Origin of the sequence: Paenibacillus vulneris, assembly GCF_039543185.1 — a bacterium.
Taxonomy (GTDB): domain Bacteria; phylum Bacillota; class Bacilli; order Paenibacillales; family NBRC-103111; genus Paenibacillus_S; species Paenibacillus_S vulneris.
On record NZ_BAABJG010000027.1, the window covers coordinates 139,508 to 162,683 of the forward strand.

The 23,176-nt window shown below is 49.6% G+C and carries 24 protein-coding genes and 1 riboswitch; of the genes, 18 read left to right on the forward strand and 6 right to left on the reverse strand.

What is annotated here, in order from left to right:
- Positions 1–37: 37 nt before the first annotated feature.
- From ABEA66_RS23530 to ABEA66_RS23555, 6 genes are all read left to right on the forward strand, one after another.
- Positions 38–475, forward strand: coding sequence for a disulfide oxidoreductase (locus ABEA66_RS23530; protein WP_345591319.1), 438 nt, complete (start codon positions 38–40; stop codon positions 473–475).
- A 118-nt stretch (positions 476–593) separates the two neighbouring features.
- Positions 594–1,892 (forward strand): alpha-glucosidase/alpha-galactosidase, encoded by a 1,299-nt coding sequence (melA, locus tag ABEA66_RS23535; protein WP_345591321.1) that lies wholly within the window; start codon positions 594–596, stop codon positions 1,890–1,892.
- A 143-nt stretch (positions 1,893–2,035) separates the two neighbouring features.
- Positions 2,036–2,206: a hypothetical protein gene (locus tag ABEA66_RS23540; protein ID WP_345591323.1), complete on the forward strand. Its 171-nt coding sequence runs from the start codon at positions 2,036–2,038 to the stop codon at positions 2,204–2,206.
- On the forward strand, positions 2,203–3,348 hold the full coding sequence (locus ABEA66_RS23545) for a SpaA isopeptide-forming pilin-related protein (RefSeq protein ID WP_345591325.1): 1,146 nt from the start codon (positions 2,203–2,205) through the stop codon (positions 3,346–3,348). Before ABEA66_RS23540 ends, ABEA66_RS23545 begins: the two co-directional genes overlap by 4 nt.
- Positions 3,349–3,380: 32 nt before the next feature.
- On the forward strand, positions 3,381–5,432 hold the full coding sequence (locus tag ABEA66_RS23550) for a DUF7507 domain-containing protein (protein WP_345591327.1): 2,052 nt from the start codon (positions 3,381–3,383) through the stop codon (positions 5,430–5,432).
- The gene (locus ABEA66_RS23555) at positions 5,335–6,915 is read left to right on the forward strand and encodes a DUF7507 domain-containing protein (RefSeq protein ID WP_345591713.1); all 1,581 of its coding nucleotides are present in this window, start codon (positions 5,335–5,337) and stop codon (positions 6,913–6,915) included. The genes ABEA66_RS23550 and ABEA66_RS23555 overlap by 98 nt, the downstream gene beginning before the upstream one ends.
- Before the next feature lie 34 nt (positions 6,916–6,949).
- Here ABEA66_RS23555 and ABEA66_RS23560 read toward each other — a convergent pair whose 3' ends face one another.
- Positions 6,950–7,777: a methyltransferase domain-containing protein gene (locus tag ABEA66_RS23560; RefSeq protein WP_345591329.1), complete on the reverse strand. Its 828-nt coding sequence runs from the start codon at positions 7,775–7,777 to the stop codon at positions 6,950–6,952.
- Between the two features lie 279 nt (positions 7,778–8,056).
- Between ABEA66_RS23560 and ABEA66_RS23565 the strand changes: the two genes are divergently transcribed.
- The 4 genes from ABEA66_RS23565 to ABEA66_RS23580 all read left to right on the forward strand — a co-directional run bounded on the left by ABEA66_RS23565 (position 8,057) and on the right by ABEA66_RS23580 (position 11,461).
- The gene (locus ABEA66_RS23565) at positions 8,057–9,103 is read left to right on the forward strand and encodes a polysaccharide deacetylase family protein (RefSeq protein ID WP_345591332.1); all 1,047 of its coding nucleotides are present in this window, start codon (positions 8,057–8,059) and stop codon (positions 9,101–9,103) included.
- A 165-nt stretch (positions 9,104–9,268) separates the two neighbouring features.
- Positions 9,269–10,078 carry a glutamate racemase gene (gene racE / locus ABEA66_RS23570; RefSeq protein ID WP_318780970.1) on the forward strand — a complete coding sequence of 270 codons (810 nt, stop codon included), beginning with the start codon at positions 9,269–9,271 and terminating at the stop codon, positions 10,076–10,078.
- 156 nt (positions 10,079–10,234) lie between these two features.
- Positions 10,235–11,140 carry a M14 family metallopeptidase gene (locus ABEA66_RS23575; protein ID WP_345591337.1) on the forward strand — a complete coding sequence of 302 codons (906 nt, stop codon included), beginning with the start codon at positions 10,235–10,237 and terminating at the stop codon, positions 11,138–11,140.
- An 81-nt stretch (positions 11,141–11,221) separates the two neighbouring features.
- Positions 11,222–11,461 carry a hypothetical protein gene (locus tag ABEA66_RS23580; RefSeq protein WP_345591339.1) on the forward strand — a complete coding sequence of 80 codons (240 nt, stop codon included), beginning with the start codon at positions 11,222–11,224 and terminating at the stop codon, positions 11,459–11,461.
- A gap of 146 nt (positions 11,462–11,607) precedes the next feature.
- Here the strand turns inward: ABEA66_RS23580 and ytvI are convergent, their stop codons facing one another.
- Together ytvI and ABEA66_RS23590 are read right to left on the reverse strand one after the other, a co-directional pair.
- On the reverse strand, positions 11,608–12,696 hold the full coding sequence (gene ytvI / locus ABEA66_RS23585) for a sporulation integral membrane protein YtvI (protein ID WP_345591341.1): 1,089 nt from the start codon (positions 12,694–12,696) through the stop codon (positions 11,608–11,610).
- A gap of 24 nt (positions 12,697–12,720) precedes the next feature.
- The gene (locus tag ABEA66_RS23590) at positions 12,721–13,086 is read right to left on the reverse strand and encodes a winged helix-turn-helix transcriptional regulator (RefSeq protein ID WP_079908574.1); all 366 of its coding nucleotides are present in this window, start codon (positions 13,084–13,086) and stop codon (positions 12,721–12,723) included.
- Positions 13,087–13,461: 375 nt separating this feature from the next.
- On the opposite strand from ABEA66_RS23590, the gene ABEA66_RS23595 reads away from it, so the two are divergent.
- A complete protein-coding gene (locus ABEA66_RS23595; RefSeq protein WP_345591344.1) occupies positions 13,462–13,824 on the forward strand; it encodes a LuxR C-terminal-related transcriptional regulator in 363 nt (120 codons plus the stop codon).
- Between the two features lie 331 nt (positions 13,825–14,155).
- Positions 14,156–14,332: a hypothetical protein gene (locus tag ABEA66_RS23600; RefSeq protein WP_345591346.1), complete on the forward strand. Its 177-nt coding sequence runs from the start codon at positions 14,156–14,158 to the stop codon at positions 14,330–14,332.
- Positions 14,333–14,563: 231 nt separating this feature from the next.
- Here the strand turns inward: ABEA66_RS23600 and ABEA66_RS23605 are convergent, their stop codons facing one another.
- Together ABEA66_RS23605 and ABEA66_RS23610 are read right to left on the reverse strand one after the other, a co-directional pair.
- Positions 14,564–15,769: a cytochrome P450 gene (locus ABEA66_RS23605; RefSeq protein ID WP_345591348.1), complete on the reverse strand. Its 1,206-nt coding sequence runs from the start codon at positions 15,767–15,769 to the stop codon at positions 14,564–14,566.
- 196 nt (positions 15,770–15,965) lie between these two features.
- Positions 15,966–16,868 carry a LysR substrate-binding domain-containing protein gene (locus ABEA66_RS23610; protein WP_345591350.1) on the reverse strand — a complete coding sequence of 301 codons (903 nt, stop codon included), beginning with the start codon at positions 16,866–16,868 and terminating at the stop codon, positions 15,966–15,968.
- Between the two features lie 138 nt (positions 16,869–17,006).
- Between ABEA66_RS23610 and thrC the strand changes: the two genes are divergently transcribed.
- From thrC to ABEA66_RS23640, 6 genes are all read left to right on the forward strand, one after another.
- Entirely contained in the window at positions 17,007–18,290 is a 1,284-nt protein-coding gene (thrC, locus tag ABEA66_RS23615; protein ID WP_345591715.1) for a threonine synthase, read from the forward strand.
- A gap of 78 nt (positions 18,291–18,368) precedes the next feature.
- The gene (locus tag ABEA66_RS23620; RefSeq protein WP_079908580.1) at positions 18,369–18,671 is read left to right on the forward strand and encodes a heme biosynthesis protein HemY; all 303 of its coding nucleotides are present in this window, start codon (positions 18,369–18,371) and stop codon (positions 18,669–18,671) included.
- 33 nt (positions 18,672–18,704) lie between these two features.
- Positions 18,705–18,932 (forward strand): YuzB family protein, encoded by a 228-nt coding sequence (locus tag ABEA66_RS23625; protein WP_079908581.1) that lies wholly within the window; start codon positions 18,705–18,707, stop codon positions 18,930–18,932.
- Positions 18,933–19,127: 195 nt separating this feature from the next.
- Positions 19,128–20,615, forward strand: coding sequence for an esterase-like activity of phytase family protein (locus ABEA66_RS23630; RefSeq protein WP_345591353.1), 1,488 nt, complete (start codon positions 19,128–19,130; stop codon positions 20,613–20,615).
- Positions 20,616–20,760: 145 nt separating this feature from the next.
- The gene (locus ABEA66_RS23635; protein ID WP_345591355.1) at positions 20,761–21,984 is read left to right on the forward strand and encodes an MDR family MFS transporter; all 1,224 of its coding nucleotides are present in this window, start codon (positions 20,761–20,763) and stop codon (positions 21,982–21,984) included.
- An 81-nt stretch (positions 21,985–22,065) separates the two neighbouring features.
- A riboswitch (cyclic di-GMP riboswitch) is annotated at positions 22,066–22,156 on the forward strand.
- A 100-nt stretch (positions 22,157–22,256) separates the two neighbouring features.
- Positions 22,257–22,556: a hypothetical protein gene (locus ABEA66_RS23640; protein ID WP_079908584.1), complete on the forward strand. Its 300-nt coding sequence runs from the start codon at positions 22,257–22,259 to the stop codon at positions 22,554–22,556.
- Positions 22,557–22,684: 128 nt separating this feature from the next.
- On the opposite strand, the gene ABEA66_RS23645 is transcribed toward ABEA66_RS23640, so the two are convergent.
- Positions 22,685–23,098, reverse strand: coding sequence for a nuclear transport factor 2 family protein (locus tag ABEA66_RS23645; protein ID WP_345591359.1), 414 nt, complete (start codon positions 23,096–23,098; stop codon positions 22,685–22,687).
- Positions 23,099–23,176: the final 78 nt, after the last annotated feature.

The window sequence follows — 23,176 nt, forward strand, 5'->3', positions numbered from 1 at the left end:
GTATGGTACTAATGACTTGAGGAGAGAGCCGTTTAAGATGAATGGGAACCGATTTATAAAAGAAAATGCACTACATCTGTCATGGGTGGTAGCTCTTGTCGCCACGCTCGGAAGTCTCTATTTTTCCGAGGTTTTGCATTTCTTGCCTTGCAAATTATGCTGGTATCAGCGCATTCTTATGTATCCTCTCGTGATTATACTAGCCATCGCGGCCGTGCGCAAGGATACGAAGCAGTACCTCTATGTGCTTCCTCTCAGTGTATGGGGAATGGGCATTTCACTCTATCATTACTTGATGCAAAAGACTTCTTGGTTTAAAGAGGCGGCAACCGGATGCGGACCGGTTCCGTGCGATGTCGACTATATTAATTGGCTGGGCTTTATTACGATCCCGTTCCTTGCGTTGATAGCCTTTACTCTCATAACGATATTGCATCTATTGCTGCTAGCCGTCGAGCGTCAGAACAGCCGGTGAAACGAAACTACAATTATCCATGTAAAAGTGGTTTGTCTCCATATGCATTTCCGGTTCCGGCAAGTATAGTCTAGGTAAGGTAGTAAGACTTAACTTGGGAAATAGGGGAGGAAGAAACATGTCCAAAATTACTTTTCTTGGAGCAGGCAGTACCGTATTTGCTAAAAACGTGCTTGGGGATTGCATGCTGACCCCATCGCTGCAGGGCTTTGAGCTGGCGTTGTTCGATATCGATCTGGAACGGTTGAAGGATTCGGAGAACATGCTGAACAACCTTAAGGCAACTACCGGCAGCACGTGTGTGGTAAAAGCGTATACGGACCGTAAAGAAGCTCTCCGCGGCGCCAAGTACGTCGTCAACGCCATTCAAGTCGGCGGCTACGATCCGTGTACGATTACCGATTTTGAAATTCCGAAGAAATACGGCTTACGCCAGACGATTGCCGACACCGTCGGGATCGGCGGCATTTTCCGCAATCTGCGGACCATTCCGGTCATGCTTGATTTTGCCAAGGATATCCAAGAGGTATGTCCGGACGCCTGGTTCCTGAACTATACGAACCCGATGGCGGTTCTTACCAACGCTATGATTACGTACGGCGGGGTAAAGACCGTAGGCTTGTGCCACAGCGTTCAGGGCTGCGTATCGCATCTGTTCAAAAACCTGGAGATGGATTCGACAGGCGTTCATTGGAAAATTGCGGGCATCAATCATATGGCATGGCTCTTGGAAGTCACGAAGGATGGCGTCGATCTGTATCCGGAAATCAAACGCCGCGCCCGCGAGAAGCAGAAGGAAACTCATAAGGATATGGTGCGCTATGAGCTGATGTTCCGTTTTGGCTACTATGTGACGGAATCCTCTGAGCATAACGCCGAGTACCATCCATATTTCATTAAACGCAATTATCCTGAATTGATCGAACGGTTCAACATTCCATTGGATGAATATCCCCGCCGCTGCATTCGTCAAATCGATAAGTGGAAGACGATTCGTGACGAGATTGTCAATAACAAAAGCCTGGAGCATAAGCGCTCCAAAGAGTATGCCTCCTATATCTTCGATGCGATGGAAACGAACGTGCCGTTCAAAATCGGCGGCAACGTGATGAACACCGGCTTAATTACGAACCTGCCGAAAGAAGCCTGCGTCGAGGTTTCCTGCCTTGTGGATGCCGACGGCGTAACACCGACCTATGTAGGCGATCTTCCGCCGCAGCTGGCTGCGCTGAACCGTACGAACATCAACACGCAGCTGCTGACATTGGAAGCGGCGATAACCGGCAAGAAGGAGCATATTTATCATGCAGCTATGCTCGATCCTCATACGGCGGCGGAGCTGTCCATTGACGACATTGTCGCTATGTGCGACGATTTGATCGAGGCTCACGGTAACTGGCTTCCCAAGTTTGTCTAAATGATCCGATTGAACTCCCTTTTCAGCGCAATGCTGGAGGGAGTTTTTTTGCGCCGAAGTGCGGTAGTATCAGGCCATGCCTCCATGTATCAAGTCTGATGCAGCGGGTTTTTGCAGAAGATCATGTAGAGGAGGAGGCTATTATGTCCATTGTTTATGTGGCCAACTCGCTGGATAACACTGTAGCTGTCGTCAGCACGGAATTCAATACCGTCATGGCATTTATTCCGGTTGATGTCAATCCGCAAATTCCAGTCGTTGCGCCTCATCTCGGTCCGCCTTCGGTCTATGTCACAAACGCAGGCTTGACGTGAACGTGCAATTCGCATTTCAATCCATTCTGGTAGGCAGTAACCCTTCCGGGATTGCCATTTCTCCCGATGAGCAGACGGTGTATGCCCTGAATCGCGGAAATCCTTCGATTTCGGTCATCGGGACGCCGTCAAACTCTGTGATCGACACCATTCCTTTAAGCGGTTTGCCTAATCAGGGGGCTTTTGCGAACAACGGCAGCCGGGCTTACATTACGCTGGATAGCGGCTTTGTAGCGGTCATCGATACGGCTGCGAATTCGGTCCTGACGTTGATTCCTGTGGGCAGTGCGCCGAATGGAGTTGCCGTCACGCCGGACAGCTCACGGGTGTATGTGGCAAATTCGGGGGACGGGACCGTTACGGTGATCGATGCGGTAACCGATACCGTGATCACAACGATTCCGGCCGGAACGACACCATTGTTTGCAGCGGTTTCTCCTGATGGCACGACGGTCTATGTGACGGATGCCGGAGGTTCGAATGTTATTGTGATCGACACCTTCACCAATACGGTATCGGGATTCATCCCGCTCTCCGGGCCAACGGCGGGTGTGGTATTCGACCCTTTCCAAAGCCTGGCCTATGTGGTCGAGCCCAACAATCGTTTATTGACAGTTATCGATACCATAGGCCGATTCCCGATCCAAAGCATTCCCGTAGGGAATGGGCCTTACGGAGTCGCGGTTCTGCGGGATTTTTTTGTGACCTCCACCATTGAAATTATAAAAATCGATCGAAACACCGGAAGACTGCTCCTAGACGCGATATTCGGAATCTTTAATGAACAGGGTCAAATCCTGCTTGAAGTGGTTACGGATTTCGAAGGAAGAGCGAAGCTTCAATTGCCGTCAGGAAGATATATCGTTAGGGAAATTGCGCCTCCGCCCGGGTTTTTCCCGGAATTTCACGAGCATTTTGTTGAATTGTTTCCGGGAAGCGTTACTTTCCTGGAGTTTTTCAATATACCGGAGATATCGGAGAACTTTATACAGAAGATCGATGTAGTAACGCAAACCCCCATACCGAACGTCAATTCGACGTATTTGATAGTGCAGGCAATCTTGTTCAAAGCGTCATTACGGATGCCAACGGCATTGCCGTCATCCTGGTTCCCCCGGGAGAATATACCCTTAAGGAAATAACCCCTCCGGGCTTTGAACCAAACGAGCCTTTGGTGCTGTTTCTGGAAGGCTATTCGTTCACTACGATTTCGAATCGCAGATCGCTAACGTCGAGCGTGCAAATAACCAAGCAAGTCGATAGGATTGAAGCGCTGCCGGGTGACGTGATTCATTATTCCATTACGGTAACGAATAATGGAGATGCTTTTTTACATAATGTAGTCATCACCGACGGGCTTCTTAGGATTCAGGAGCATATTGCGGAGCTTCCTCCAGGAGAGTCCGTCGTATTCCAAGTTCCTTTTGTCGTACCGCCGCTGCAGGGCGGAGAGACTCTTATCAACCTATCTGCCGTTACGACGGACGAAGGGGTGTCGGCGGAAGCCGAGGCTGTTGTGGTTATTACCGCATTGCCCTCGATACAAATAGTGAAAATACCGGATCGGGCGGCGGCGACGCCTTCTACGCCCATCGTGTATACCGTCGAAGTCACCAATACCGGCAATGTGCCGTTAACGAACGTTACTTTGCAGTATCATCTGGTTCCGATCTCCGAGCTGCCTTTTACTTTGGGGATTGGCGAGACGAGAACGATCCAATATGTACTGACGTTTGATCCGAGCTTTGTGCATAACGGCGTTATCGAGAATACGGTAACAGCTTCGACGAATGAAACTCCGCCTATCTCTGACAGCTCTACCGTAATCGTGCTGCCGGAGCCGGGAAGTCTCGGAATCAGGAAGAGCGTATCTCCGGACATCGCAAGGCCGGGAGACGTGGTCGTGTACACCATTGAAGTGTTCAATAGCGGGCTTACGACATTAACTAACGTTATCTTGATGGATGCAACGCTCCAGCTTCATTTAACTATTGGAGATATGAAGGCAGGAGATGCTTTCTTACTGGATATTCCAGTTTCGATTGACATCGTTCAGGCGGGTCAGACGATTGTCAATACTGCCGTTGCGGAATCGCTAACAAGCGGAGAACGGCTAACCGCAATGGATGCGGCTACTTTGACTATTGTTGCGGAGCCTTCAATAGGCTTTACGAAGACGGTCAATCATTCTCATATCCAACAGGGAGGCACAGTCCTCTATACAATAAGCGTCGTCAACACCGGGCTCATTCCGTTAACGAATGTAAGGATTACCGATCCTGCGTTATCATTCCAAACCATTGTGCCGTTGCTGCAGCCGAACGAAGTACAAACCTTCGATATTTCGTTTACCGTCCCGCTGACAGTCCCGGCCGGTACCGTAATAACCAATACGGCTGTTGTTGTATCCGATCAAACGGAGCCGCTGGAGGCAGAGGCAGCCATTTCCGTTCTTCCTACGTTCGGTGTCGATATTTTCAAATCAGTGGAACCATCCAGCGCTTCCCCCGGCGAAGTGGTGTCTTATACGATCGTTGTCAGAAATACGGGCGGGGCCGATCTGACCAACCTGGTCATTATCGACCCTGACATCGGCTTGAACGAATCGATTGCCAAGCTTGTTCCCGGCGAAGCGGTCGACTTTAGAGCCTTCTTTACCATACCGGAGAACACGCCTGCCGGTGTTCAAATCCGCAACACGGCTACGGTAACAACGGCGGAGACCGAGCCGGCATCCGATGAGACGGCGGTCGTCGTCCTTGCTGCGCCTCTATTGACGATTGATAAGACCTCCGATATTGATCTTGTCCTCCCGGGAGGAACGATTCAATATACGATTACCGTGCACAATGGCGGAAATATCCCGCTCACGAATATCACCATCGATGATCCGATTATCGGCTTCCATACGACCCTTTCGCTGCTTGCGGTTGGCGGGACTCAATCCTTCACCGTCCCATTCACGATTCCAGCCGGAGCTCCTTCCCAGACCGTGCTGGTGAATACGGCTGTCGCCGTTTCCGATCAAACACCGCCACAAGAAGCCACAGCAAGTGGCGATCGATCCTCCCGTTGGATTGACCATTGCCAAAACAGCGGATCGTACCCTTGCCGCACCGGGAGATGCCATTCAATATACCATTACTATCGTGAATGGAACCGGGGTGACCTTGACAGGCGTTACGGTGTCCGATCCGCTGATCGGTCTGGAGGTGCGGTTCGATGAGCTGGGATCTGGTGAAACACGGGTCCTCACCGGCACCTTCATCGTTCCTGCGACGGAGCTTGCGGGCAGCAGCATCGTCAATACAACGACCGTTATATCCGACCAAACGGAGACTCTGGAAGCCAGCGCCACGGTCACCGTGCTTGCCGACCCGCGGATCGATATCGATAAAACAACGAATGTGGCGAGCGCCTTCCCAGGGGAAACGGTCATCTACTCCGTGACGGTGACCAATGTCGGAAATACACCGCTGACCGGGGTTCATATCACTGATACGCTGATCGGGCTCGATGCCACTCTGCCCTTTCTGGCTGTCGGAGCGACCGAAGTCATCAAGCAGCCCTTTACCATACCTTTAGATGCTCCAGCAGGAGCCGTTTTCGTAAATACGGTCACCGTCGAGACGGATCAACTTGCCGCGGATCAGACCTCCGCTTCCGTCATTGTGGAACCAGGCTTTAGTCTATCGTTGGAGAAGAGCGTCGATAAACCTTCCGCCGTTCCCGGCGAGATCGTTCACTATACTGTCATGCTTCGCAACCAATCAAACGCCGATATCACGAATGTACGGTTTGTAGATTCGTTACTGGGAATATCCGAATGGGTCACGAGCATCCCGGCAGGCGCCTTTGTTGAACTGGTCGTCGGCTTTGTGATTCCGTCTACGGCAGCAGCCGGCTCCATCATTCGCAACACGGTTACTGCGCTTTCAGATCAAACACCGCCGCAGCAAGCGTCTGCATCGGTGACAGTTGGTGCGGCTCCCAAGCTGGGGTTAAGCAAAATCGCCGTACCGAACGAGGCACGGCCGGGGCAAACCGTCACCTTCCTCATCCGAATCGCGAATGAAGGCAATGTTAGACTCTCTCCGGTGACGATAGTGGACCCGCTGCTCGGTCTGAACAATCGGATTGATACATTACCGGAGAATGTCCGGGTTTTGGCTCAAGCCTTTGGTATTATTACCTCGCTGTTCACCATACCCGATACGGCAGCGGCAGGTTCTGTAATTACGAATTCTGTCAGAGCTCAGTCCGGGCAGACCGATCCGGTCACCGCTTCGGCTTCGGTTACGGTATTGGAATCGCTGCTTCGTGTTACGAAGCATGCCAATGTGAGGGAAGTCACGGTAGGAGACAGTATAGAATACACCATAACCGTTCGGAACGTCGGCCCTTTTGAAGCTAGGCAGATAAGGGTGTCGGATCTTTTACAGAGCGGCAGCTCGTTCATTCAAGGCAGTGTCAAAGTCAACGGAACGATTCAGTCAGAGCTTACTCCTGAAGGGGGAATTCCACTTGGTACGTTACAGCCAGGGGATGAAGCCGTCATCCAGTTCCGGGTGGAAGCCATTCATGCCAACAGGCATCTTGCAAACGACGCGGTAGCAGAATATGAATATACCGCAGAATCGGGGGCCGTGTTTAGGGCAGCAGCCCGATCAAACCGAACGGAAGTCATTGTCGTGGAAGAGGAAGAATAGCTGACGTCAAGCAAAAACGGAACGAAAATCAAGATCATTTCGTTCCGTTTTTGGCTTTTTGTTTTTTTATCATGCGTCTTCCTTTGGTCATACCGGTTTTCTTATGGCGTAAAGATGACTTTGTCTTAGATGAGCTTCGCTTGTGAATGACAGGGGGCGGGGTATCGTTTAAAGAGGGGGTCTTCTCCAGGAGCTGGCCTGCATCAAACTCTTGCACGGATTCCGGCCGTTCCCGGCGGCGATTTGTTATTTGCATAGGCTCCTCCAGACTCCTCATAGCCATATCTTCGATTTCATCAACGGTAAGCGGCTGCTTTACCACTAGAAAATGGTACATAATTTCGTCGACGACGTTCGGTTGAATATGCCTTACAATTGTGCGTTCCTCCTCGTCGTACATGTTGGTCTTGAAGGGCATGGAATAGAAGAACTCCATCCTCAAGAGCTGAAAATCGTAGTCAGTTGGCTCCCGATCCATATCATGCGATGGGAATGCATAGGGGGTTATCAGCTCTCTCAAATAGGTTTCCCTTAGAAGGCGGCCGGTGAAATAGAAAGGACTGTATTCATTGAACCAGCTTTTGTAATGCGGATTAGCCGCATGAAAGTAGGTGTGCGCATAAGGAGCGACGATGCATACAATAGCTTTGTGCTTACATATCCGGTATATTTCCTTCATAGTATCCAGCAGAGGATCTATGTAGGGGAGCGAATGAACCGCAAATAAGCAATCCGCCGAGTCCTCCGGCAGAGGAATGCCCTGCAGGATATCACATACAATATCGACACCGGGTCCATCTTTCTTGTCAATTCCGATAAATCCGGGATTCTTCTGCGTCCCGCATCCAAGATCAATTTTCATTAGCAGCACCTTCCCGCTATGAACAATCCGATATGTTACATTATGTGGCTCGTCAGCCATCTGCTCTACACGATTGACATGCCCCTCCAGCCTAAATGCTGCTGTACAAGCTCATCGCATCCGGACAGCTTATCTGATATCATCGGAATTTCATTGTCACAAGTAGGTGTATTTGGTAAAATATATACGAACAAAAATTCGCATTGCCGTCTTTGCATAACTTTCGGGACAAGCAGTTGCCGTTTGAATGTGTGATCATTTTACTTAAAGGGGACATCGATGATGATGAACAGCTCAAGGATAGGTGCTTTTGCAGTAATCTTTTGCCTCGTATGGACGACTTTGGCTTGTTCAAACTCTAACCCTACCTCTTCCGCAGGGGAGAAGCCGCTGCCGTCAGGCGAAGCATCCAGCCATACTCCTGCTGCCCAGCCGACCCCGGCCGCAGGCTCGCAAGCCCCGGCCGCAGGGTCCTCCTCAGCGGCTGATGCCAAGGCAGAACCCGGCCCGACGGCTGCGCCGTCTGTTACTGCATCGCCTGAGCCGGTCAAGGAAGCCGCTGCTCCCAAACCGGAAACGGCCGTGTCGGCGACCTACCAATCGGGCACGGGAACCAAGTCTGCATCGGCTAACGATAAGAAGGCTCTTTCGTGGTACTACATGAAGAAACCGAAGGGACAGGTTCCTTCATTTCCGAATGAAACGAAATCTTTTACCAAAGATATGAAGGCACTCTGGGTCGGCACAGGGAAAAAAGTATATTTGACGATTGATACGGGAGGTCCGATGGGAGATACGGAGCTGCTGCTCAAATCGTTGAAGGATAACGATGCGAAAGCTAACTTTTTCATTGCAGGCTATAACGTGAAGAAGGATCCTGATTTTGTTCGTCAGCTTGTAGCGGACGGGCACCTTGTCGCCAACCATACGATGACGCATACGGATATGAATAAGCAGACGGATGCACAGGTAAAAAAGGAAATACAGGATTACGAGAAGCTGTATAAAGAAGTAACCGGACAAGACATTCAGCCTTACTTCCGGTTTCCTTACGGGAGCTACAATATGCATTTGTTGAGCCTGGTTTCCGAGATGGGATATACTTCGGTATTCTGGTCTACGGCCATGAGGGATTGGGAGCCGAGGAAGAACGGGGCGGACGATCCTTACAACGATATCATGAATAATTTGCATGACGGCAACATTATTCTGATGCATCAAGGCTCGGAGGAGAATATTCAGGCTCTGGACCGCATAATTAAAGGCGTGCGTGAGGCAGGCTATGAATTTGCCCTTTTAAGCGATATACCGGCGTCAGCCAAATGATAACGTTTCTTCAGCTTCGCATGATGGATGGGCCCGGTTTCCCTCTGGTATGATGAATTGGCGCTGGTCTAGCTTTGTTTGCTGGTACCTTTCTTCTTCTACCATCATACTCTATTAGAGGCATGCAGCGTATTATCAATTCACAGTCAAAGGAAGCGAACACTAGTGCAGCAAGCGATAGCCATTCTGGATTCCGGGGTAGGCGGGCTGACCGTAGTGAAGGAAGTCATGCGTCAGCTCCCACAAGAGAAGATCATTTATTTTGGCGACACCGCTCGGGCACCGTACGGACCCAGAGCTCCACATGAAGTGGTTCAATATACGCATCAAATTGTTGATTATTTATTGCAGTTTCAGCCGAAAATGGTAGTTATCGCCTGCAATACCGCAACTGCTGTCGCATTAGACGAAATTCGCGCACGTTTGTCTATTCCTGTGGTCGGCGTTATCCACCCGGGCGCTCGCGCTGCAATCAAGACGACGCGTAACGGTGTGATCGGCGTTATCGGAACGGAAGGGACTATCAAAAGCAACGCATATGAGTATGCTCTGCGCCAAATCTCGCCTTACGTTCGGGTGGTCAGTGAGCCTTGTCCCAAGCTCGCCTCGTTGGTAGAATCGGGGCAGTTTTACACGGAACATACCCGCTCGGTCGTAGAACAGTCGCTTCAGCGTCTGAAGAGTGAGCCGATGGATTGCCTGATCCTTGGCTGTACGCATTACCCGTTCTTATCCGATGCGATCTCGGATGTGATGGGACCCGATGTAACGCTGATCAGCTCGGCGGACGAGACAGCCAGAGAAATTAGCACCATCCTGTACCACAAAGGAATGCTGGCGACCTCCAATTCGATTCCGATTCATCAATTTTTGTGCAGCGGGGATCCTGTGCTGTTTAAGCAGATTGCACAATCTTGGCTGAATGAGCAGATTCGTGTATCTCCTGTTGTATGGCAAGTCCCGCATATCATTTGATTCCGAACAGGCAGGCTGGGAATGTCCCGGCTTGTCTGTCTTATTTTTATGGATAAAACGAGGGGGGATATGTCGCAGGGTGTTATCATCGGCAGCCTTTGCATGGCATACATATGTATTTGATATAGCTTCAGATGATAGCCAAGGGGGCGGACTATGAAGAGGTGTATCGTAGATACGAGCCAAGTATACGGCTATGAAGAGCTTTTGGCAGATATCGCGGAGCTTGAGCAGCGTTATTCCTTTCTTGAAGCGGGTCATGCAGGAAGAAGTGTTCTCGGCAAAAGCATACCCGTGCTTCGGATCGGAACGGGAGATTGTCCTATTCATGTCAATGCATCCTTTCATGCCAATGAATGGATTACGTCGCTATTGGTAATGAAATTCGTTGAAGATCTGGCCCAAGCGTGCGCAAATAAGGAGAGCCTGTATGGAATGGATGTTGATCAGCTGCTTGGGCAGACGACGCTTTGGGTCGTTCCTATGGTTAATCCCGACGGGGTTGAGCTAGTACACGGACGAATGGCTCCAGAGTCCCCGATATATGCCCAATTGCTGGATTGGAACCATGGCTCCGCCGATTTCTCCGGCTGGAAGGCGAATGCCAGGGGCGTCGATCTTAATGACCAGTTTCCTGCAGGCTGGGGGGAGGAAAAGGAACGCAGAGGAGTAACGGCGCCAGGACCCAGGGATTACGGAGGTGAGCAGCCGCTCAGTGAGCCAGAAGCTTGTGCTATCGCAGAGCTTACGCGAAGCCGTGATTTTCGGATGGTCCTTGCGCTGCATACTCAGGGGGAAGAAATTTATTGGAATTATCGTGATTTGGAACCGCCTGAGTCGGAGGAGATGGCCTGCAGGCTCTCCCTCGTGAGCGGCTATATCCCTATTAAGTTAACGGATAGCGACGCAGGATATAAAGATTGGTTCATCCAGGAATTTCGGCGGCCGGGCTTTACGATCGAAGCGGGGCTTGGCGTAAATCCGCTGCCTCTTTCCCAGTTTCCCGCCATGTATGAGGCCGTTGCCCGAATGATACTTGAGGCCATGGCTAGTGGGGTGTAGGCCGTCCGATGGACGGCTTTTTGTTTTTAAAGAAAAGTTCGTTATACTATAGGGAAGTCGCGCTTACAGGAGGAAGTACAGATGTGGAAACGACTTTTATCATTCAAATATTGGGGACATGTGTTTCGCCGCATAGGGCCGATCCTTACCTCTCCTAGAGTGCCCTTATCCGAAAAGCTGCTGTTTGCCGTCCCGGTTATCGTCTATTGGGTCATGCCCGACTTGATGCCGTATCTGCCCATTGACGATATCGCGGTCACATTGTTTTTAATGAACCTGTTCACCGACCGTGTGGAACGTAAATATTTATCCACGAAATGAGAGAAAGACCCGAACGGAGGTTCGAGTCTTTCTAGACAGTATAGAATTTATAACTTTCGGGGCTCCCCGCAAAGTACCTGAATCGGCTTCGAAGCCAATGCCCCACTTTGTGGGGTTATTTTGTCTAGACTGGGTACCGCACCGGATTATTCTCCTTCGGGCCAACGAATCCAGCGCTGCAGGTATCCCTGTTCGTAGAGCGCTTTGATCGTGATGATCAAAACCGGGGATAAGAGAAGCCCGGCGACTCCGAATAAGGATAGCGAAATAATCATGAAGGACAGCATGGTGAAGGCCGATACTCCGAGAGAGTCCCCCGTAATTTTGGGCTCCATAATTTGACGCACCAGGATGACAACCCCAAGCAGCGCAGTCAGCCATATGGCTAGCACGGTTTGTCCTACGACAAATAAGTAGATGATCCATGGAATGAACAACGTCGAAACGCCGAGCAACGGAAGCACATCGAATATAGCTGACAGTAAGGCGATGGAAAAGGAGTTTTTCACCCCCAAAACAAGCAGGGCGACAAAAATGACGATGAAGGTCAGACTGATCAGCTTGGCCTGGGCTTTTATGTACCCGATAATGCCCTTCAAAACATTTTCCCGCAAAAAAGTGAAGGCCGACTTGAAAGTTCTGGGCGTTTTCTCCTTCGCGATTTTTTTCCATGACTCTATCTCGATACTTAAAAAATAGGCCAAAATGATAGCAATAACAAAATTGACGACAAAGGTCGAAAAGCTGGTCAGCATGTTGAAGGTTCCGGTCAAGAACTGGCCGGCCAGCATGGTCAATTTTTGCGTAATTTGTGTGGAGTACTCCGTTATTTTTTGGGCTATATCATCAGGTAATGATGGCATGGATTCAAGACGGCTCTGGAGAAGCTCTGTCTTAAGAATCAGCTGCTTTTGCAGGATCGATGAGTATTCCGGCAGCTTTTCTTTTAAATTCATGATTTGGCTTGTAAAAATGACGCCGACTCCCGTTAACGCCCCCAGGATAACAAGAATGAACACGATCGTTGAAATAGCCGAGGCTATGCTCTTGCTTACCCCTTTCCTGTTAAGAAAGCGGGCGAACGGCTCGATAATCAGAAAGACGATAAAGGCGAGGAAAATCGGTGTGGCTATGCCATACAAATAGCTGAACAACAGCATAAACAAATATACTGTGAGCAGCAGTAAGGCAATATCAAAAACAGTTTTCCAATATTTCTTGTAAAACGCTATCATTCTACACCTCGTCAGCAGGGGATGTTAGGACCACTTGGCGGCCCACAGCTTCATTTCTTTCAGTATTTGATGAAGATCCTGCCCTTTGGGTGTTAGCGTGTATTCTACGGTGACGGGCACAGTCGGATAAGCGGTACGTTCAAGAACCCCTTGCTCCTCCAGATGGCGGAGTGTTTCGGTTAACGATTTGGGACTGATGGCCTTTATTTTCTTTTGCAGCTCGCCGAAGCGCTTGGTTCCGCCGAACAATTCCCGCAGGACTAGAAAGGACCATTTTCCCCCGATCGCATCTAATGTTTTTTCAATAGAGCACTCGATATGGGTAGGCTGCTTCGGGATGTAATTGTTCTTCTGAATGACCTGGTTCTTCTCCGTTTCTGGCATGGACATGGCCAACCATCCTTTCCCTTTATAGTTGATTACACCGGGGTAAGTTACTAGTTAATTGGTAATTATGTAATCAAAGAATCGCTACTATATTAATAGTAAAGAACAAAGAAAAAAATAGCAAGCCAGGCCTGCCATCTAAGGTACAGCTTCTTCCTAAGATTTTATTGGAATAGATGGTTTGCGATTTATTCCTCCATTCGACGGCTTATCCATGTTTATTTTGATTTGTTTTGCCAGCCCAAATGGCATAGCCCATCCCTACGTACGCCAGCCCCCAGAAGAAGGCGAAATATTTGTTGTCTTCCACAGGGAGCACAATGGACATTAGCATAAGCACCAACAGTAACGAGGGATGATCAGTCGGTTTTTACGGCTATGCGTGTGGGAGCGAAAGGGTACGTACTGAAGGATGCCGATGAAGTAGAGCTGCTGCAATCCATACGGATGGTGGGCAGCGGCGGCGCGGTGTTCAGCTCGGATATTGCCAGCCGAATGATGCACTACTTCTCGCAGCCCTCAGCGGTAGCTGTGGATGATCCTGCTTTTGCAGAGCTGACCAGACGCGAGCTGGAAATTTTGGAGCGGATCGCTGAGGGGGATACCAATGCCCAGATCGCTAACCGGCTGCATATCAGCAATAAAACGGTGGCGAACTATGTGTCCAATATTTTAAATAAACTTCAGGTTACGGACCGTAATGCTGCAAAACGTTTGGTTCAAAAATCGCGCGAGGAATAGGATGAGATGAGGTCAAAAATACTTGAAATCGAATATATGCTTTAAGCTGGGAGTCAACACGAGGACACAATTAGCGGCAAACATGCGGGTCGATTGAGATCAGCCGTTCAGGATAGTTAAAGGTACAGAAGCCCAATCCTCTTTGTAGAGGATGAGGGGCTTCTTTTTTTCGCAATGTCTGAACAAAGCTTGCATTTAGCATAAGGGGAATAGGTGCAGGATGATTCCCGGAATATTCCCGGACTTTTCCCGGCTATGTCTCATGTATCCCAGCTGCCCTTGCTGTAAGATGGATGAAGAAAGTCAAATTCAATGTATGGAGGTCATGATGATGAACATGAAAAAAGGCTTGAAATGGATCTTAGGAGCGATGGTGATTGCAGCGCTTGCAGTTCCTATTGCTGTGAGTGCCAAAACGGAAGCAAAACCCGAGGTAGCGGCAAAGCCGGAAGCTAAGCCTGAGATGCGGTATGCAGCTAAGCCGGAAGCAAAGCCGGAGGCGGGTTGACCTTCAAAGAAGCTTGGAACGGATATTCGGGATGACGTCCGCTAGGCCGATATAAAGATGCTGCAAGGTGGCTTCCAGATGGCTATGCTCCCGTACCGCTATAGATAAGAATGCTTCTGCATTCCTTTGTTAACCCCATGCAGGCGAATAGATGAAGCAGGCTGGACAACTCAAAAAGCCGTCCTTCTCTCGGGAGATGGGCGGCTTTTGGGTACTACGCAGGGGTTCGCCTCATGACTTAGCCTTGAAACGAACCGGAAATTGTTTCACGCCATAGACGAACGGGCTTTGAATAGTATCCAGCTCGGTGCCTTCGATAAATTGAATCTCATCGAGCCGTTCAAGCAAGTGCTGGATGACGATTCGACCTTCCAGGCGGGCCAAGGGGGCGCCGAGGCAAAAATGGGTGCCGAAGCCGAAGGAGAGATGGGCATTCGGCTTGCGGTCTACAATGAACTGATCCGGATTCGGAAAATGCGATTCATCCCGATTGGCGGACGCAACCCATGAAACAATTTGCTGGCCCGCTTGAATCGGTGTTCCGTGGATTTCAACATCTTGGGTAACTACGCGGCCGATAGCCTGGATAGGAGGGTAATAGCGCAGCACTTCCTCGATGAAGCCGGCTGTCTGTTCCGGCTGATTCCGAAGCTGTCTTTGCAGCTCCTGGTCCTCTGTCAATCGCCGTACGGCATTTGTGATCAGGTTCGTTGTGGTTTCATTGCCGGCGGCTAACAAGAGGATACAGAAACCGAGAAGCTCCTCCTGCTCCAGCTTTTTTCCTTCGATTTCTGCAGCCAGCAGAAGCGTGATCAGGTCTTCTTGCGGCTGCCGTCGTCTATCCTCAACAATCGTAGCAAAATAGGAATTTAGTTCCTTCATGGCTTGAGCCTTTTCCGTCATCACGCGATGAAAGGCTTCATCCGTATTCACTTCCGGTCCTTTAACGAGAACATCGGACCATTCCTTGAACAGATGCCGGTCTTTGGGAGGAACCCCGAGCAGCTCGGCAATAACGATGACGGGAAGCGGAACTGCCAGATCATGAACCGTATCCATCTGGCCGGAGCGGATAACCTTATCCAGCAATTCGTTAGTTATGGAAGCGATATGCGGAGCCAAATCGTTGACTACTTTGGGGGTAAAAGCTTTGTTGACGATAGCTCTCATCTGAGTATGCCGCGGCGGATCCGTCGTCAGAAGGGTTTCTCTCTCCGACAGCTTGCGAACAGAGGAGAAGGTAGCGGGATCCTTCAAGATCCTATGCACGTCCTCATAACGAAACACATCCCAGCAGCTGCGGCTTTCATCATAACGGACCGGATGGCTTTCCCGAAGACGATTGTATACGGCAAAAGGGTTCAGTCTCTTCTCCTTCGTATCCAGCTCGGCCATGGGCAGAATATTGGCATAGCGTTCAGCTTTAGCGATATCCATTCTTGCTTAGCTCCTCTCGATTATCCTATGCCTTTTTAACTTACCCACTTTACTGGTTTGAAAAACCTCCATTGCCATTTTCCAACGCTCGCGAATCCCAGGCAATGTTACGGTACTGCGAGAGACAGTGCTGCTGAATCCGGCACGTCATTATCACACCCCATCCCTTTGAGGAAGCCTGGTTCTTGCACAATGGCTAGGTCAAAGGAACAAAGGGCATCCTTTGCTTCACAAAGGAACCAAAATGCTGGGCAGCCGGTGAAAGCTCCTCATTCGCTCTGCTGTACAATGCGATCGGATTGGTTAGCTGAACGCCCTCCACATGAACTCTCGCAACCGTACCATGACGCACATGCTCGCCGACTTCCATAGCGGATACCAGGATGGCGCCGTACCCGGACGAAACTGCACGGATCGTTTCCCCAAGACCGTTGAACTGCAAGCCGACCTTCGGGGGCTCGATATTATGGAGCGAGCACAGCGCGAACAGCTTCTCCCGGGTAGAGCTGCCCTGCTCCCTCAGAATGAACGGCTCACGGACGATTTCCTTGAGTTCAACGGTGGTGTTAGCCAGTCGATGACCGGAAGGCACGATGAACCAGAGCTCATCCTCCATCAGCTCCTCGCGTTCGATACCGGCAGGGGCCTCTTTACTGCCCCCGATAACGGCAATATCGGCTTCGTAGTGGAGCAGCTTGCTGAATACCGATTGGGAATTGGCCGTTGTTAATGTAAGATCAACGTGCTCGTTCTGCTGCTTGAAGGCAGCCATGAGGGAAGGAAGAACAAAATTGGCAGGCAGGTACGTAGCGGCAATGGATAAAGTACCGAGCTTTCCGGTGCGGTATTCGTTCAGTCGGGCATCCATTTCCTTCTCCAGCGCGAACAGCTTGGCTGCGTAACCGAAGAGCAGTTCCCCGGCTTCCGTCAGCTGGACTCCCCGGCCTTGGGAGGTCAGCAGCTGCAGGCTGAGCTCCTGCTCCAGATTACGAATTTGCGCCGTTACAGCCGGCTGGCTGATATGGAGAGCTTCTGCAGCCCTCGTGACCCCGCCGCGAACGGCCGTCTCGTAAAAAAGCTTTAGAGCATGCAAGTTCATAACCTAATCGCTTCTCCTTTAAAGCATCAATATAATTTATGTTTTTATAAAAATCATATATTAGTTTTATGAATGAGTTTCTATTATTGTAATGGGTAAGCGATAGAAAACTCAACTACCCGAAGGAAGGTGCTTATGATGCGGTTTCAATGTATAGACTGCCAAGCGGAATTATCAATAGACGAGGCCAGGAACCCTTATATTTGCTCGTGCGGAGGTCTGCTTGATATCGTGCAGGATTTTCGGTCTGTCGATACGGAACGGTTGAAGCGGGAGTTCGATAACCGGTTGTCGGAACGCCTGTCTCCTTATGCAAGCGGGGTATGGCGCTATAAGGAGCTCATTCATCCGCTGCTGCCGGATGCCTTCATGACGACGAAATATGAGGGGAACACAGGTCTTTACTCCTCTGGCGTCCTGGCCTCGTATGCGGGAGTACGAAGTCTGATGCTGAAAGCGCAGAGCGAGAATCCCAGCGGCTCCTTCAAGGATAATGGGATGACGGTAGCGGTCTCCCATGGACGTTCCGTCGGTTATACGAGGTTTACATGCACCTCAACGGGGAATACCTCTTCTTCCTTAGCCATGTATGCGGCTCTTTCAGGCTGTTCTTCTTACGTATTTTTGCCGGACCGAGGCATCTCGATGAACAAAGTATTGCAAACCCTCGCTTACGGAGCTCACTTGATTTCGTTCCCGGGAACCTACGACGACGGGATCCGGTTTAGCAAAATGTACAGCGAGGCGCTCGGCTTATACGTATGCAATTCGGTTAATCCTTTCCGGATCGAGGGACAGAAGAGCATCCTATATGAAATTGCCCATCAGCTCCGCTGGCAGCTGCCGGATTGGATCGTGGTGCCAGGGGGAGCTTTAAGCAACGCAACGGCCTTGGGTAAAGGTCTCAAGGATCTGTATGAGCTCGGATTCATCCATAAGCTGCCGAACGTTGCCATAGTACAAGCGGACGGGGCAAGTCCGTTTCATGCGATGGTGGAGGGAGGCTTAAGCGAGCTTAAGCCGGAGCCGAATCCTGCCACAAGAGCTTCAGCGCTGAATATAGGCAACCCGCCAAGCTGGAAGAAAGCCCTTCAGTACACATTAAAGCCGACTCAAGGAATCACCGTGTCCGTTACGGATGAGGAAATTATGGACGCCAAGGCGCAGGTGGACCGAAGCGGTATTGGATGCGAGCCTGCTTCTGCGGCTTCGGTTGCGGGACTCCGCAAGCTGGCAGGTCAAGGTGTTATAGATAAGGACTCTACAGCCGTCTGCATATTGACGGGGCATATACTGAAGGATACGGACTCAATAAGAGAATATCATCTGGAAGAGGAGACGAAAGGTAGATTCCCCAATTCATTCCATTATTCCAAGCTTGACGAAGCCAGTATTACCCGATTCCTACAAACTGCCCGATAAATCGGCAGGATCAGGTTGCTTTCCCGGACAGGTTTCTTTACAATAAGGAGAAAACAATCAGTAGGAGATGTCATACAGATGAATTGCAAAATTTCGCGCAATGCCGCCAAAATGCTTTTAGCTGAGCTGGAAAAAGAAGAAAATAAGGATTTGAAGCTGCGTGTCTACATTACGCACAGCCATGGCGATCATGCCCATTATGGCATGAGCCTGGATACGCCTACTGATAAGGACGTCGTCGTAAGCACGGACAAGAACATCGATGTCATTCTGGAAAAAGACCAGCCGTTGTTGGATGGCGTGCGCATCGATTATTTCTATACGCCAGAAGAGGGCTTTGCTGTTACCAATCCTAGCAAGGGTAACCACGGAGACCACTAAGCCGTCTTCGGTTACGAAAGGATTGGGTTCACCATGGCGAATGATATTCGCGTTTGCGATAAGTGCAAGCATATGAAGATGAAGACGGCGCTGCCCAAGCTGCAAAAACTGGCTCCGGACGCCGACATTAAAGTGGCGTGCAAATCGTACTGTGGTCCTTGCTCCAGATTTGCATTCATTTATATCAATGGCCGTTACGTTACAGGGGCTACAGAGGACGAAGCCATCGAGAAAGCCAGTAAATATGTCAAAAAAGGATAGTTGTACATTAAGGGAACGTTTAGCTGAAGCTAGGCGTTCTTTTTTTGATTCTGCAAAGTACCCGGAGGTTCGACGTGAAGTCCTGGCTCTATGAGGTTGTCTTTACAAAATCTTCAAATGGCCTTCATATTCCATAAACAAATCGCTTCTATACTTGAAATCGTGAGTCTACGATGAAGAGTGCGGAGGGGTTCTATGAAAAAGTGGTTAAGAAAAAGAAAATGGCTGATCGCATCATTGGCCGTTTTTGCTTTAATGGGAACGCAGGCGGCCGGAGCGGCGCAAAATGCATTGGAGGCGGTAGCGGTTAAGTTCAATATCGTATCCAACGGCAAGCCGGTGAAGCTGGATCAAGATGCAGTCGTCATCGACGGAAGTACCTACGTGCCGCTGCGTGCGCTCAGTGAAGCACTTGGCAAGCAGGTAGAGTGGAATGAAGCGACCCAGACGATTCAGCTAAAGGAGCAGCCTAAAGTAGAGGCCATCCATGAATGGAAAAACCCGTCCGAGCTGACGGCAGGAATTAAGGAAGGCGGCTTCTCCGGACTGCTTCACATGCCGAACGATCCGGCCGATGTGTTCTATACGCTGGCTGATCGCGGACCGAACGGCGAATTCGGCAAGGACAAGCTGCGCACGTTCCCGGACGACAAGTACGCTCCGCGCATATATAAAATAAAAGCGGCGAACGGAACCATCGAAGTGCTGGAAACGATCAAGCTGCATTTACCGGAAGGCAAAACGGATGTCTATTCCAAAACCTCGGAATTGACCGGAATGCCGAACCTGGAAGGAAGCGACGAGGTACCGTATGACGGCTCCGGCACGAAGAAGCTGGGCTACGATCCGGATGGTCTGGATCTGGAGGGCATCGCCTACAGCCCGAGCGACGATACCTTCTGGCTGTCCGATGAATACCGTCCGTCCATCCTTCAAGTGAAGAGAGATGGAACGGTCATCGGCCGCTATGTGCCTCAAGGCTCGAAGGACAAGCTTGTGGCTGCCGGCGCTCAGATGGAAATCTATGATACGCTGCCTGCAGTATACAACAACCGTATTGCCAATCGCGGCTTCGAGGGCGTAACCATTTCTCCGGACGGGAAGTATTTGTACACCTCCATTCAAAGTCCGATGGCGGTACCCGATAAAAAGACCGGCGAGGAATCCCGCCATCTGCGGATTTTAAAGATGGATCTGTCCACCAAGAAAATCATCGGCGAGTACGTCTATGTTGCTGAAAACGCAAGCAGCTTCAAAAATGTCAAACAAAAGGATGTCGTCATCAGCGACTTGTCCGCGCTTAGCTCTGACGTAGTTCTGGTAGACGAGCGTGATAAAAACGCGGGAGAGGAAGCGCAGCTCAAGCGGATTTACAGAGCGGATTTTTCCAAAGCAACGAATCTGTTAGGCACTGAGGCCAGCAACGATCTGGAGAAGCTGACGATAGCGCAGCTGAAAGAGAAAGGAATCGTTCCTGTTACGAAGGAACTGGTTGTCGATGTCGCCAAGCTAGGCTATCCACATGAAAAATTGGAAGGCTTGACGGTCATTGATAAAAATACGATTGCGGTTGTAAACGACAACGACTTTGGCGTGGACGGCTACGATGATCAGGGCAAATTGAAGCTGAACCAGAACCCGTCTCAAATGTACGTGATCAAGGTAAGTGAAGATTTAAAATAACAATACATGTTTCCAGAGGGCTTTCCCATGAGGGAGGCTCTCTTTTTTTGACTAAAGACAGGATGGAGGTTTTGAAGTATAATGAGTAAATCTTTTATTTACCAATGGTAGAAAAACTAGAGTTGGCCGCAAAGGAGAACACTGCATGCAGCGATTAGCATCATTTTTTCGTGAATATCATCCCATTGTCCACGTTCTTCTTTTCGGAACCATATTAGCCCGCACAGCCTCCTCTATGAGTATGCCGTTTTTGGCTATCTACTTATCCAAGGATACGCAGCTCAGTCCCGTTCTCATAGGAATGATTATCGGATTAGGGCCGTTAGCCTCCACGGTAGGAGGATTCGTCGGCGGAGCGCTGTCAGACAGGCTGGGACGGAAAACCATCATGCTGGCGGCACTGTACGGATGGGTGCTCGTATTTTTTGGTTTTGCCTTGGTGAAGTCTCCGGTTGCATTCATGCTGCTCAATATGCTGAACGGACTTTGCCGTTCCTTATACGAACCGGTATCCCAGGCGTTAATGGCGGACGTGACGGTCAAGGAGAAACGGCTCAAGGTATTTTCCTTACGGTATATTGCCATTAATGTAGGCGTATCGGTGGGGCCGCTGCTCGGCGCTTTCTTCGGTACGATGGAAGCTTGGCTGCCATTTATGATTACGGGGTTATTTTATCTTCTGTATGCGGCAGGTCTGGGAGTGCTGCTGCGCAGGTTCGGCATCAAACGGATCGAGGGGGAGAAACGCAGCAGTGTAACGATATTATCCGCATGGAATATCGTACGAAAAGACAGGGTGTTCCGCTTTTATATCGGCGGCGCTATCATGGGAGCGATCGGATACTCCCAGATGACCGTGACCTTATCGCAGTATATTGAACAAAATATTGCCGGCGGCGCCTCATTATTCGCGCTGCTTATGAGCCTGAATGCCGTTGTCGTCGTGCTGCTTCAAGTTCCGTTGTCAAGACTGTTCGAACGGTGGGGGCCGATGACAGCTATTGCAATCGGGAACGTGATGTTTGCCGTAGGGGATATCGGATTCGCTCTGTCGGCGGGCTGGATCAGTTTTATGCTATCCATGTTCTTCTTCACGCTGGGAGAAATTCTGAATTATCCGCAGGCAAACGTACTGGTAGACCGGCTGGCACCGGAAGGCATGAGGGGCACTTATTTCGGTGCGCAATCGTTCAATAATTTGGGACATTTCATAGGTCCGATGGTGGGGGGCGTCCTTCTTACGCATTGGGGCGGATCGGGACTATTTGTCACAATGGCTGTGATTACCTTGTTCGGAACCTTATTCTACCGCAGGGGAGAACAAGTTTATAAATTAGGTCTAAAGTCCGTGGAAAATTTGCGAAATTAGGTATTAAAGAATATGTATTCCTTAGGGCCTATCTTATATGCTAGGAATGTCGTATTTTGTTGCGCGAATTGACAGATTTCGATCTCGAAAAGGCAAAGCAGGTGAAAGCTTGTGACGCAAAGCTACAGGGGCTACGAATCCTTGCAGAGGTTCTTGCCAGCCAGCTGCCGAAGGAACGGTGTTACGCATAGATAGCGGACTCCTGCCTAGGCTCAGAGGGGTCTTTTCGTCGTGTTTGGGTACGCAAAAGTTACAGTCAGGAGGGTCTCGCCATGTCGGGTGAAGAACGGGAGTTTATGACCAAGCAAGGCTTTTTTACAAAGCTCGGAAGCAATTTGATCGGCGTATATTTGTCTAATGAAGGACCCAAGATGTTTATTAACCAGGAAGTGTTCGAGCTGCAGCATCCCTGTTGGGACGTAGAGATGGTTATGGGTAAAAACAGCCATCTGCTGACCTTTTACTGGCGCGGGGAAGTGAAATTCTCGTTTCGGTGCGATTTCGTGAATGATTTGTTTTTGAGCCTGTACGATTATTTAAGCTGCAGACTCGAAGCAAGAAGGCTGGCTTAGCCGCCAAAAGGAATGCATTGCTGCAAGCAGCGGTGCATTCTTTTTTTTATATGGCTATTGAAATTAAACTGTTGTTTTTCGATCAAATAGGAAACCGCCTAATAGAAAGGCGGCCGATTTAGCTATTACTACTTTGAAATGTCAATAATAAAAGTAGTAATTTCTTTAATTTTTGTTTTGTTCAAACTGCTATTGAAACGATAAATATTGCAGAAAGCGTAGCTAATGTTGCCATCGAGTTTTAGGGTGCCATGTAAAGAACCGGAATATCCGTGCGTTATGATATTGCTAATAACTAGCTCCGTTGGTTTTTTATCCATCAGTTTTTCAAGCATTCTGAACACTTGATCCTTGCCCTGTAATACATTGCTGCCGATAAAATTCCATTGGATATTTTCTATGATGGTATCCGTGATGAAGCCAATATCGTTACGTACAAAGGCAGCATTAAACGCTCTAAGTAATTCTTTTTTTGTTGCATTTCCACAATCTTCTGCACAAATAATGTTCACTTGACCGTATCCAATGTTGCCCTCTGACATATTTCACTATCCCCTCTCAACCAAAAGGAATCCTCTTCGACCATAGTATTACACAAATGATAGAACCAATGCTCGGAA